Raw genomic sequence first — 11,669 nt, 5'->3', positions numbered from 1 at the left:
TCGGGCACCCGGATCATGCCCGGGCCGCCGCCCGGGACCACGTCAGGCGGACGACGCGACCGCGAGGACGAAGAACAGGACGTAGGCCACGATCACGAAGAGGACGATGCCCAGGTTGATCCAGTTGGAGATCCACGCGTAGCGGGTGTACTTGGCGGCGCGCGCGTAGTCGTACTTCTCACCCAGGGCCAGGGCGGAGAAGACGACGCCGACGACGGACACCGCGCCGCAGCAGGTCACCATGAGGATGATCGCCATGACGAGCGCGCCGATCATGTTGCCCTGGGAGGGCCTCTCACCGGTCGGCTGGTACGGGTCGTGGGGCGGCGGGGGGTACCCGCCTCCGTAGGCGCCGTAGGAGCCGTGGGCGGCGTAGCCCCCGGTGCTGTCGCCGTAGCCGCCATGGCTCCCGTAGGGGCCGGGCTGCTGCTGGTACCAGTCGTTACTCATGGTCGGGCTTCTCCGAAGCTCTCGGGGGTGTGGGGGACAGGGGTGTGTGAGGTCAGAAAGCGAACATCGACATCATGAGCGCCAGAACCATCACCGGGACGAGGAAGACCACCGACAGCGCGAGGTAGGCGAAGTTGCACGCCCACGTGTAGCGGAGGAAGCGCTCCACGGCTGCTTCGTCGGGGACCTTGGTCAGCGCCGCGATGCCGAAGCCGATGCCGGGGATGTTGGCGACCAGCACGAAGAACCAGAAGCCGAGCGAGATGCCCAGGACCGGGACGGCGAGGGTGAGCAGGGCCACCACGAGGGCGGCCACCGCGCCGCCGACGCGGGCGGGAGGCCCGGTCGGCCGGGGTTCGGCCGGTACGGCGAGTCCGGCCGGCTGAGCGGGGCGTGGCGCACCGGACGGCACGCCGCCGAGCGGTCGGGGCGCACCGGTCCCCGCGCCGCGGCCCTTCTCCCAGAAGTCCCGAGGGCTGTTCCGCGCTCCGTCCACTGCCACCTCCCACCGCGCCTGCTCGCTGTCTACCCAACCCCACACCATGGGACGCGACCACGCGTGCCATGGTTCCGCCCGGCCCTCCCGCCGGGCCTCACCAGTTGGTCACCGGCGCGATGCCGTCGATCCAGGAACCCGCCTGCGTCCACGTGACCAAGGTCAGCACGAGCATGACGAAGAACATCACGCCCGCCGCGCCCAGGCAGTACCAGGAGTACCTCGTGAGGGTCTCCGCCTGGTCCGCGCGCCCGCGGTCGCGTGCGTGCGCGGCCCGCACGGCGAACACGATCCCGGCGATCCCGAACAGCCAGTTCGCGCAGCACAGGAAGGTCAGCGCGTGCAGGATCAGGGCCATCGTGGAGCTGCTGGCACCCCCGCCCGTGACGGCGGCGGGCCCGTCGCGGGTTCCGTCCCGCTCCGCCGACCGTTCCGCCCCGCGGTCGGAACCACGGTCGCGGTCACGGGGGGAGGACGCTCCGGGGGGCAGAGAGGCGTTGCTCATCGGTGTGTTGGGCGCGGAAACCCGGTCCTACCGGGCCGGGAGACGCCCTCCTCCTCCGGGATCGTGTAGGCGTAGCCGTCGGCGCGTTGGAGCTGTCGGATGTGCTTGTGGCTGATGCCCAGGACGGCGCCGTGGGACCAACCCCGCGGCCACTCTAGCCCGCCCCCTGGCCGCCTGCGGCGCGGTCCCGGCCCACCACCGCCTCCGAGGGACACGTCGTGTTCGGATTCAGTCGGAGGTGTTCTCCAGCTCGGCGATGGCACTGATGCGGTGCGCGGCGAAGCGGTGCACGGCGTCGCGCGTGGCGTCGTAGCCGGTCAGGAAGCCGCCGTCGACGCCGGACGGTTCCACGATCCGGCTCACCTGGCGTCCGTCGGTGTCCGTGTACCCGATCCACACCCTGCGCCCCTCCTTGGCCGCACGGGTGAGCGCCTCCAGGACCGCCGCCGTGCGTGAGCCGGGCGGTCCGTCCTCCGGCAGTGGAACCGGGCGGCGGGCGACCGTGGACGCCTCGTCCCCGGCGCGCATCGCCTTCACCGCCGCGCGGGAGAGCTCCCGGGGCGCGCCCGACCCGCTCGGCGCGGGCACGTCCGTCGGGTCGGCGCGGCGCGCCTCCGGGCGGCTCAACCGCATGGAGCCGTCGCTGCTCTCGGGGACCGGGTGGTACCCCAGCTGGCGCAGCCGCTCCACCAGCGCCGCCCGGCTCACCCCGGCGGCGACGACGGTCGGTGCCAGCCGGACCAGATCCAGGTCGCCCGCCCTGCGGTCGTTCACCAGCTCCTCCAGCAGCGACGGCTCGTCGCACCGCAGGTAGCTGGAGGCCGTGCCGGCGCGCAGGCGCCCGTGGCGGCGCCCCACGTCGGACACCAGATAGCGCAGTGCCTGGGGCAGGGGCGTGCGGGAGTGGCGTTCGAGCAGGGCGGTGATGTCGGCGATGCCCCGGCCGGCGTCCAGGGCGCGACGCACGGACTCCTCCGTGAACCGGTACACGGTCGCCCCGCCCGTGGACTCCACGTCGGCGATCAGCGCGAGTTCACGGGCGAGCCCGGCCACCAGGGGGCCCGGTGCCACCGCGGTCATGTCCCCCTGCACCAGCACGTAGTCCAGCGGCGTGGGCAGCTCGGCGGCCAGCACGCGCGCCGCCGCGTCCTCGTCGTCCTCCAACAGGGGCCGCGTGTGTTCGGCGAGCGCGCCGCGGCCGGTCAGCCCGAGCGCCGCGGCCTCGGCCAGCGCGTACCCCACGAGTTCGGTGTACAGCGGCGACTGGCGGCGCGGTCGGCGCCAGGCCAGGCGTGACGCCAGCGACTCCTGGGTCGGGGCGAACCCCGGCGGCGCGGTGCCCAGCTCGGCCAGTACGTCGCGGCGGGCCTGCGGTGCGGTCGGGCGGACCAGGCCGGGGCCCAGTACGTTACGGACCCGGCCCCCGGAATCCCGCGATCCGTTGAGCGCCGCCACCCGGTCCGACTCCAGCCAGGCCCTGGCCAGGCGCAGCCAGCGCCACTCGGGCGTGCGCTCCCGCCACAGGTCGTACTCGCGTGTGGGCAGCCACTCGCCCTCGACGCGGTCGTCGGTGGCGATCAGTCCCGCGGCCCGAGCGGTCTCCAGGTACAGGGCCGCGGTCTGCTCGTCGGTGTCCATCACCTGGGCGGCTCGGCGCAGGTCGCGCACGCCCAGCCCGCCGTTGCGGAGGACCCCGGCGGGATCCTCCGACCAGCGCTCCAACAACTCCTCCAGCGCGCGCAGCAGGGTGAAGGCCTGTCCGGCCGCGGCCCGGGTCACCGTCGCGCCGGGGTTCTCCCGGCCCTCGAAGGGCTCGGGGCCGGTCGAGACGTCGCGGAACAGCAGTCCGGAACGCAGGTGGAGCGCCACCTCGCGGGGCAGCGTGAGGGTGTCGTCGGCGGTGGGGACCAGCAGCCCGCGCGCCAGGAGGGTCTCGACCGGGGAGGAGGCCGTGGCCAGGGAGATCTCGCGGCGGGCGTCGGTGACCGTGCCGTGGGGAGGCCCCCAGGCCAGGTTGTCCAGCAGCCGTCCGGCCGGTGCGCCGACCTGGTCGACGAGCCTGCCGACGTGGTCGGGCTCGGACAGGAACGTGGCGACGGTCTCCACGGGCGTGACGGCCGTGCTCGCGGGCACGAGGTCGTCGGCGAGCCGTTTGACCGTGCTGTGCGGCAGCGCGGCCAGCAGCGGGCGGACGGGCGGACCGAGCTGCGCGGGCTGGGGCAGCAGCTCGCGCAGGACCTGGACGGGCCGCAGCCGTCCCCGGTCGGGCCACACCAGCGCCAGGCGGAGCAGCTCGTCCAGGGCGCGTGCGAGCGGGTCGTGGGCCGGGTCGGCCGCGGGCGTGAGCCCCAGGGCGGCGGCCAGGTCCGCGGTGGTGACGCCCACGGGCTCGGACATGCGGTCGTCGCCGAGGGCGACCACGGCCTCCAGCACCTGCAGGCCGAAGCCGTCCAGGCGTTCCAGGACCCGCAGGACGGGGTTGCGCGTGGTGGCGCGGGTGGCCAGCGCGCCGATGTCGACCGGTACCGGCTGGACCAGGTCGGGGCGCGCGGCCACCAGGGCCGCGAGCTCGTCGTCCGACCGACCGCGCAGCCAGGAGGTGAACGTCGGGGGGCGGCCCGAGACGGGGGCGCCACGGCTCCCCGGACCGGGTTCGTGCTCGTCGGGCTGTGCGTTGTCGGTCATCGTGTCCACGCTAAGCGATGCCCGCACCGTGGGGCGCGTCAGTCCCCGTACCGGCCGGGCGGGGGCCGCTGTCACGCGTGCGCGGACCGTATCGACCGGCGAATGACCGACCGGAATTGGGGGGAAGGGGTTAAAAGCCAGGTCATTGTGGGCCAATATGGGGTCATGACCCAGCGCTCGGAACAATTGGTACTCGACTATCTGTCCGAGGTCGCGCTGTTGCTGCACGGTCGTGCGTCCGCGAGGGAGCGGACGGCCTACCTCACGGCGGTGCGCTCCCGCATCGAGTCGCGGCGCGCCGCGGCCGGTCGTGACGAGGAGACCGTCCGCAGGATCCTGCTCGGTCTCGGCACACCGGAGGACCTGGTGGAGCGGGATTTCGGCGGTCGTGACCTCGACCTCGAGGACGACGAGATGATCCCGCCCAAGCCCCGGCACGCGGACCGGCCGCCGCCGCCCTGGCGGGGCGGCCCCAGCCATGGTCTGCTGTCGCTCCTGGAGGGCCCGGGGCGGACGGAGATGTCGGTCGGAGAGCGGTCCAGGACGGCCGGCGGGCTGCGCGGCCTGGCCGTGGTGGTGCGCCACCACGGGCCGGAGGCCGCGGCTCTGGGCCTGCTGCTCCTCACCGTGCCCTGGGGATGGAACCTGGCGTTCGTGTGGGTGCTCTCCGCCGCGCTCATCGCTCTCAGCCGCGTGTGGACGGCGCGGGACAAGTGGATCGGCCTCGGCCTTCCGCTGCTCGGGTGCGCGATCGCGATGGCGCTGTGGCCGGGAGAGGCCAAGTTCGTCGACCGCTACATCCAGGAGTCCCTTCCGGCCACCGGTGTCATCGGCCTCGGCCTCGCCTCGCTGGTGAGCGTGTTCCTGCTGTACCCGCGGGTGCTCCGTTCTGCACGGGCGGAAGAGCGGTCGGCGCGAACCCCCGGCTGACGGGTCGAGGGGCTGACGGGCCGTTCCTTTCGCCGGACGGGTCATTGCTTGGTAAATGCTCGGAATAACCTCTTCCGTTCGGCCCGTGGCCGCGCTTTCCCGAGCGTCGAACCGGGTAATCCTTGTCGTACGCCGCCACCGGGAAGGTGGCCACGTCAGAACCGGTGTCCGGCAGCCAGCCGTGGCGCCACACACGTCGCGGCGGTCCCGTCTGTCCGCCGAGTCCCGTCCCACACTCCGCACCCAGCGGTGACAGGACCGCCGGCGACGTCGCGAGGCCCGGGTGAGCCGTATCCGGGCCTCGTTCTGGCGTTTCGGACCCGCGCACCGGAGTCCGGCCCCGGCGCTCCTCCGGACACCCCCTGGCCGCCCCGCGCTGAACGGCGATATTGCAATGGACGGCTTTCGGTCCGCCCACTAGCCTGGTTGACCATCCATGGAAACCAAGGGCCGCCGCGGGAAAGACGGAACGCGAGAACACTGTTGAGCGTTCCCGGAAGTCGTGGTGCCCGACTGTGAAAGCATGAGGTCACTACGTGCCCACCGGCAAGGTCAAGTGGTACGACGGCGACAAGGGTTTCGGATTCCTCACGCAGGACGACGGCGGCGAGGTCTTCGTGCACTCCTCCTCCCTTCCTCCCGGCACCACCTCGCTCTCCCCTGGGCAGCGGGTGGAGTTCGGCGTGGCCGAAGGCCGCAAGGGCGCGCAGGCGCTCCAGGTCACACTGCTCGACACCCAGCACTCCGTCGTCAAGGCCCGGCGCAAGAAGCCGGACGAGATGGTCGTCATCACCGAGGACCTCATCAAGCTGCTGGAGGGCCTGTCCACCGGCTACCGCCGGGGCCGCCAACCCGAACGCCGTGAGGCCGCGCAGATCGCGGCGGTGCTGCGCGCGGTCGCCGACGACCTGGAGGCCTGACACCGGGGCGGACCCTCGCGCGGGCCGGATCGCGGCGCGGGGCCACAGCGACAGGCGGGGCCGGGCGCGAACCCGGCCCCGCCTCCTTCGGGCGTGCCCCGCGGAGCACACCCCGCGTTCGGTCCGCCCCCCGGTCAGTCCGCCCCCCGCACCCGGCGGCGCGCGCGGCCGGCGAGCTGACGGGCGCAGGCCGTGGAACGGCCGACGATCGGGGCGACCTCGTCGAAGGGCACCGCGAACATGTCGTGCAGGACGAACGCCAGACGCTCGGCCGGTGTCAGCGTCTCCAGCACCGCCCGCAGGGCCAGTCCCACCGAGTCCGCCATGAGCACCTCGTGCCGCGCCCCGTGCTCGGGGTCGACGGCGCCGCCGTGCGTGAGGACCGGGTCGGAGCCCCGCTCGTGCCGGTCCGGTGACTCCTCGCGCCGCGTCCCACGGGAGCGCAGCATGGTGAGGCACACCCGGGCGACGATGGTGGTCAGCCACCCGCCGGCGTCGTCCACCGCGCCGGTGTCGGCCGCTCCGGCGCGCAGCCGGGCCTCCCGGAGGGCGTCGTCGGCCTCCGCCGCCGAACCGAGGATCCGCTGGGCCACCGCCCGCAGACGGGAGCGGTGTTCGTCGAACCGGGCGGCGAGCCAGTCGTGATCCCTCATCGGTCAGCCCTTCGTCGTCGTCTCGCGCCGTGCGCGTGCTCCGTCCCGGGGGAGCGGCCCGGGGGATCACAGGCGGCCGGGGGCCGTTCCCCCGTCGGTGGTGCGGGACGCCGCGTGCGTCCCGTTCTCGCTCCCACTCCTCTGACACGGCGGCTGCGGAGAACGTGACACGGGGGCGCGCGGACCGCGCCGCCAGGGCGGTCGCCGCATGACACGGCCCCCACAAGACTTCATCAAGAGGGTGTATCGGCTGAACCTTGACCCGCGTTATGGTCAAATCGGTGTCGGCGATCAGTGAGAATGGGGAACGTGAGCCCTTCTCGACGTTCTCCTGTACCGGACAAAGCCTGTATCGACGCGGTGGAGCTGGCGCGCTCGGTGGCTGCCGAGGTCGGGCGACCCGAATGGGTCGGTGCACCCCTCGACCCCGAGGTCGAGGACACGCGCCTGGTCACCCACTACTTCACCTGCCTGGACCCCGCCTACCCCGGCTGGACCTACGCCGTCACCGTCGTCCGCGCCTCGCGCGCCAAGGACGTCACTGTCAACGAGGTCGTCCTGCTGCCCGGCGAGGGCGCGCTCACCGCGCCCGAATGGGTGCCGTGGAAGGAGCGCCTGCGCCCCGGCGACGTCGGCGTCGGCGACCTGCTGCCGGTCGAGGAGGACGACGAGCGCCTCATCCCGGGTTACGCGCAGGTCCCCGACAGCGAGCTGGACGCCGAGGGCGTCGACCAGCAGATGGTGTGGGAACTGGGGCTCGGCCGCCGCCAGGTCCTGTCCGAGACCGGTCGCGAGCAGGCCGCGGAGCGCTGGTACAACGGCGAGTCCGGGCCGCGCAGCCCGATCGCGACGGCCGCCCCGGCCCGCTGCGCGACGTGCGGCTTCCTGACCCCGCTCGCCGGTGAACTGCGGCAGATGTTCGGTGTGTGCACCAACGAGTACGCACCCGACGACGGCAAGGTCGTCTCGCTCGACCACGGCTGCGGCGCGCACTCCGAGGTACGCACCCCCGTCTCCAAGAACGACCCCGCCCGGCCGGTCGTCGACGAGCTCGGCTACGACCACATCGTCTTCGACGACACGGCCGAACTGGAACTGGTCTCCTCCGACTCCTGAGCGCCCGCGCCGCCTCCCGGGCGCGGGCACGCCGGGCGGGCCGGGGCCGACCCCGTAGGGCCTTCCCGGTGGGCTAGTGTCGTCACTACCGCACTCGCTCCCGTCCGGGGTGCACCATGCCGGGCCGTGCCCGCAGCGCAGGAGGAGACCACCATGGCCGAGTCGGTGACCGCATCGCGAGTCGATCCCTACAACACGGCCGAACTGCGCAGACGCGTGCTCGCGGCCTGGGCCGACGCCCCCGCGAGATTCCGCGAGGACGCCAACGCCGAGGAGGACTTCGCCCTCGGCGGCTACCGCGACCGGGTCGTGGTGGAGCTCGCGCAGAACGCCGCCGACGCGGCCCGCCGCGCCGGTGTCCCAGGGCGGCTGCGCCTGTCCCTGGACGGGTTCGACCTCACCGCCGCGAACACCGGAGAGCCGCTGACGCCGGAGGGCGTGGAGTCGCTGGCCACCCTGCGGGCCTCGACCAAGCGCGACGACCACGGCTCGGCCGGCCGCTTCGGTGTGGGCTTCTCCGCCGTGTCGGCCCTCAGCGACGACGTCACCGTCCGCTCCGGCGGCGCAGCCGTGTGCTTCGACGCCGAGCGCGCCCGCGCCGCCGTCGCCGAGCTGTTGTCCGGCGGCACCGCCCACGCCGACCTCGCCGAGGAGGTGCGGCGCCGCTCGGGCCACGTCCCGATGCTCCGCCTGCCGTTCCCGGCCCTCACCGACGGCGACACGGCCGGGTACGACACCGTCGTCACGCTCCGCCTGCGCGACGACGCCACCGTCGAGCGCGTCCGGGACCTGCTCGGGCGCACCGGCGAGGCGCTCGTACTGGCCCTGCCCGGCCTGGCCGAGGTCCAGGTGGCCGTGGACGGCACCGAACGCGTCATCACCCGCCAGGACCTGTCCTCCGACGACGCCGGCGGATCCGGCGCCGACCTCGTCACCACACTGCGCGACGCGGACGGCACCCGGACCACCCTGTGGCGGGTGCTCACCCGCTCCGGCTCCCTGGACCCCGACCTGCTCACCGACCGCCCCACCGAGGAGCGCGGCCGCACCGACTGGACCCTGACCTGGGCCGTCCCCGTCGACGAGGGCGGCGCGCTCGCGACCCTGCCCGCCGACGTGGACCGGGTCGTGCACGCGCCCACCCCCACCGACACCGGACTCGACCTGCCCGCGGTCCTCATCGGCACCTTCCCGCTCGGCAGCGACCGGCGCGCCGTCCAGCCCGGACCCGCCACGGACCTGCTGCTGTCGGAGGCGGCCGACGCCTACTGCGCCCTGCTGCGCGGATTCGACGCGCGCGCGGCCCTGGACCTGGTGCCCGGTACCCGGGTGGGCGGAGGCGCGGTCGACGCCGCCTTCCGAGCCCGAGTCGCCGAACCCCTCCAAGACACGCCCTTCCTGGTCACCGCGGCCGGGACGCCGGTCGCGCCCCGCGACGCCGTGCTGCTGGACACCGGCGGCTCGGGCGGCGCGTCCGGGGTCACCTCGGTCCTGGCCGCACTCGTGCCGCAGCTGCTGCCGGGGACCTGGAGCCCGCGCCACCCCGCCCTGGCCGCCCTGCGCGTGCACCGGCTCGGCCTGGCCGACCTCGCCGACCTGATCGCCGACACCGACCGGCCGCCGCACTGGTGGGCCGAGCTGTACGCCGCTCTGGCGGACGCGGGCAGCGCCGGGGCCGACCTCGACGAACTGGGGGCCCTGCCGGTCCCGCTCGTCGACGGGCGGCTCGTCCGGGGGCCCCGCTCCCTGCTCGTGCCCACGGACGACTGGGACCGCGTGGCCGACGCCCAGGGCCACCACCTCGAACCGTCCGTGCTGTCCGCCCTCGGCGTGCGCGTGGTCCACCCCGAGGCCGTGCACCCGCTGCTGCGCCGGCTCGGCGCGGTCGACGCCGGTGCGGCCGCCGTCCTGGCGGACCCGCGCACCGAGGCGGCCGTCCGCGACTCCCTGGACGCCGAGGACCCCGAACCGGTCGCCGAGGCGGTCCTGGACCTGGTGGCCGCCTCCGGCACCACGGTCGCGGACGCCCCCTGGCTGGCCGAACTGGCCCTGCGCGACGACGAGGACGGCTATTCCGTGGCCGCCGAACTGCTCGTGCCCGGAGCGCCGCTGGCCGACCTGCTCGTGGCCGACGCGCCGTTCGGCACCGTCCACGCGGACCTGGTGGAGCGGCACGGCACCGAGACCCTGCGCGCGGTCGGCGCCCTGTGGGAGCTGTCGGTCGTACGCGCGGAGGACGCGGCGCTGGGCGACGACCTCGTGGACGAGTTCGACGGCGCCGCCGGGGAGGGCGGACCCGACGGGTTGGAGGACTGGGCCGACGAGATGCTGGAGCGGGTGGGCGACCCCGACCTGCCTCCGGTCGCGCCCGAGCTCGTGTGCGTCGTGGACCTGGACTACATCGACGACGACCAGTGGCCGCGCGCCCTGGCGATGCTCTCCCGGAGCCCGCTGCGCGAGGCCGTCACCGAGCCCGCACGGATCGTCCTGCCCGACGGCCGTGCGGTCGACGTGCCCTCCTACACCGCCTGGTGGCTGCGCACCCGGGCCCTGGTGGGCGGACGGGTACCGGTGGAGCTGCGCACCGCCGACGCCGACACCGCCCTGGCGGGCCTCTACGACGTGGTGCCCGCCGACGTCGACCCCGAGTTCGCCCGCGCGCTGGGTGTGCGCACCACCCTCGAAGACCTGGTCACCGACCCGGAGGGGCCGGACGACCTCCTCGCCCGGCTGGCCGATCCCGCCCGGCACGTGGACCGCGCCGCGCTGCGCCGCGTGTGGGCGGCCCTGGCGGAGGTCGACACCGACCTGGTCACGCCGCCGGCCCGGGTCCGGGCCGTGATCGGCGGCGCCATCGTCGTCTCCGACGCCGAGGACGCCCTGGTGCTCGACTCGCCGGACCTCCTGCCGCTGCTCGACGACCGACCGCTCGTCCTGGCGCCCACGGACACGGCCGACGCGGTGGCCGACGTCCTCGACCTGGCCATGGCGTCGGAGGCCGTGACGGGGGAGATCGGCACCACGGGCCAGCTCCGGCCGGTCCCGGACGAGGCCGCGCTCTTCCTGGAGCCCGACGACGAGCCGGACCGTACCTACCTGCACCACGCGTCGCTCACCGTGGACGGCGTGGAGGTCGAGTGGTACGCGGGTGACGGCACGATCCACGCGGCCACCCCGGAGGGGCTGGCGCGGGCGCTGTGCTGGCGGGCCGGCCAGTGGTCCCGGCGCCACTCGGTGGCGGCCGTCCTGAGGGATCCCTCGGCGGCGGCCCGCCTCCTGGCCGAGTCCGACCTCGACTGACCGGCCGCCCGGCCCGGGCCGCGAGGGCCAGTGGGCCGGGAGGGCGCGGGGAAGAAGCGAACACGCCTGGGATTCGGGGGTTCCCGGAACTGGAACGGGGGACCCGAGCGTCCCAGGGGGTGCCCCTGCACGTGCGCCGGTCGAACGGAATCCCCCATGCGCGTCCTCGCCTCGTTCCTCCTCCTCACCGCGGCGCTCTCCGCCGCGGGCTGTTCCCGGGCCGCCGAGACCGGGCCCGTGGTCAGCCCCGTCCGCGGCCCGGCGGGCGTTCCGGACGAACAGGTCTACGCCGCCGGGGAGCGGATCGCCGCCGACCTGACCATGCACTCCTCCGACGAGGGCGGTCGCCGCACGTCCTTCCGCTCCGGCTACCGCCCCGACGTCGCCTTCGGGCCGGACGGGCACCGCGCCGCGTGCGCGGTCCGGCTCCCGGACGACCTCGCCGCGTTCCCGCCGGGCGAGACCCACAGGGTCGTGTTCGAGTGCTCCGACGACGTGGTCGTCGACACCGCCGCACCGGGGTTCGTGCTGTTGGAGGCGGACGAGGAGCGCGGTTTCGGCGACGTGGTCTTCACGGGCGGGTGACCTCCCGGGGCCGGACACCTCCGCGGCGC

The 11,669-nt window shown here is 74.4% G+C and carries 10 protein-coding genes; 5 read left to right on the top strand and 5 right to left on the bottom strand.

Features of this window, described 5'->3' with window-relative positions:
- Positions 1 to 42: 42 nt before the first annotated feature.
- The 4 genes from M1P99_RS08215 to M1P99_RS08200 form a co-directional block, all read right to left on the bottom strand.
- The gene (locus M1P99_RS08215) at positions 43 to 450 is read right to left on the bottom strand and encodes a hypothetical protein (protein ID WP_304452054.1); all 408 of its coding nucleotides are present in this window, start codon (positions 448 to 450) and stop codon (positions 43 to 45) included.
- A gap of 52 nt (positions 451 to 502) precedes the next feature.
- Complete coding sequence (locus M1P99_RS28620) at positions 503 to 946, bottom strand: hypothetical protein (protein ID WP_369696521.1); 444 nt, start codon at positions 944 to 946, stop codon at positions 503 to 505.
- A 97-nt stretch (positions 947 to 1,043) separates the two neighbouring features.
- On the bottom strand, positions 1,044 to 1,451 hold the full coding sequence (locus tag M1P99_RS08205) for a hypothetical protein (RefSeq protein ID WP_304452053.1): 408 nt from the start codon (positions 1,449 to 1,451) through the stop codon (positions 1,044 to 1,046).
- A gap of 228 nt (positions 1,452 to 1,679) precedes the next feature.
- Complete coding sequence (locus tag M1P99_RS08200; RefSeq protein ID WP_304452052.1) at positions 1,680 to 4,136, bottom strand: helicase-associated domain-containing protein; 2,457 nt, start codon at positions 4,134 to 4,136, stop codon at positions 1,680 to 1,682.
- A 165-nt stretch (positions 4,137 to 4,301) separates the two neighbouring features.
- On the opposite strand from M1P99_RS08200, the gene M1P99_RS08195 reads away from it, so the two are divergent.
- Together M1P99_RS08195 and M1P99_RS08190 are read left to right on the top strand one after the other, a co-directional pair.
- Entirely contained in the window at positions 4,302 to 5,066 is a 765-nt protein-coding gene (locus M1P99_RS08195; protein WP_304452051.1) for a hypothetical protein, read from the top strand.
- Positions 5,067 to 5,602: 536 nt separating this feature from the next.
- Positions 5,603 to 5,986, top strand: coding sequence for a cold-shock protein (locus tag M1P99_RS08190; protein ID WP_304452050.1), 384 nt, complete (start codon positions 5,603 to 5,605; stop codon positions 5,984 to 5,986).
- A gap of 134 nt (positions 5,987 to 6,120) precedes the next feature.
- Here the strand turns inward: M1P99_RS08190 and M1P99_RS08185 are convergent, their stop codons facing one another.
- Positions 6,121 to 6,639 carry a sigma factor gene (locus M1P99_RS08185; RefSeq protein WP_369696520.1) on the bottom strand — a complete coding sequence of 173 codons (519 nt, stop codon included), beginning with the start codon at positions 6,637 to 6,639 and terminating at the stop codon, positions 6,121 to 6,123.
- 360 nt (positions 6,640 to 6,999) lie between these two features.
- Here M1P99_RS08185 and M1P99_RS08180 point away from each other — a divergent pair, with 360 nt between their 5' ends.
- From M1P99_RS08180 to M1P99_RS08170, 3 genes are all read left to right on the top strand, one after another.
- Positions 7,000 to 7,755, top strand: a complete 756-nt coding sequence (locus M1P99_RS08180; protein ID WP_304455630.1) for a DUF3027 domain-containing protein — start codon at positions 7,000 to 7,002, stop codon at positions 7,753 to 7,755.
- 153 nt (positions 7,756 to 7,908) lie between these two features.
- Positions 7,909 to 11,055: a sacsin N-terminal ATP-binding-like domain-containing protein gene (locus tag M1P99_RS08175; RefSeq protein WP_304455629.1), complete on the top strand. Its 3,147-nt coding sequence runs from the start codon at positions 7,909 to 7,911 to the stop codon at positions 11,053 to 11,055.
- A 156-nt stretch (positions 11,056 to 11,211) separates the two neighbouring features.
- Complete coding sequence (locus M1P99_RS08170; RefSeq protein WP_304452049.1) at positions 11,212 to 11,640, top strand: hypothetical protein; 429 nt, start codon at positions 11,212 to 11,214, stop codon at positions 11,638 to 11,640.
- The last annotated feature ends 29 nt before the right edge of the window (positions 11,641 to 11,669 follow it).

The sequence above is a fragment of the Nocardiopsis sp. YSL2 genome, assembly GCF_030555055.1.
In the GTDB taxonomy this organism is placed as follows: Bacteria; Actinomycetota; Actinomycetes; order Streptosporangiales; family Streptosporangiaceae; genus Nocardiopsis.
The sequence above is the reverse complement of the archived record's forward strand: the minus strand, read 5'-3'. Positions and strand labels throughout refer to the sequence as shown.

Excerpts from the sequence above, each read along its gene's own strand:
- M1P99_RS08170 (WP_304452049.1), top strand. The coding sequence starts at position 11,212 with ATGCGCGTCCTCGCCTCGTTCCTCCTCCTCACCGCGGCGCTCTCCGCC.
- M1P99_RS08185 (WP_369696520.1), bottom strand. The coding sequence starts at position 6,639 with ATGAGGGATCACGACTGGCTCGCCGCCCGGTTCGACGAACACCGCTCC.
- M1P99_RS08215 (WP_304452054.1), bottom strand. The coding sequence starts at position 450 with ATGAGTAACGACTGGTACCAGCAGCAGCCCGGCCCCTACGGGAGCCAT.
- M1P99_RS08205 (WP_304452053.1), bottom strand. The coding sequence starts at position 1,451 with ATGAGCAACGCCTCTCTGCCCCCCGGAGCGTCCTCCCCCCGTGACCGC.
- M1P99_RS08195 (WP_304452051.1), top strand. The coding sequence starts at position 4,302 with ATGACCCAGCGCTCGGAACAATTGGTACTCGACTATCTGTCCGAGGTC.
- M1P99_RS08175 (WP_304455629.1), top strand. The coding sequence starts at position 7,909 with ATGGCCGAGTCGGTGACCGCATCGCGAGTCGATCCCTACAACACGGCC.
- M1P99_RS08200 (WP_304452052.1), bottom strand. The coding sequence starts at position 4,136 with ATGACCGACAACGCACAGCCCGACGAGCACGAACCCGGTCCGGGGAGC.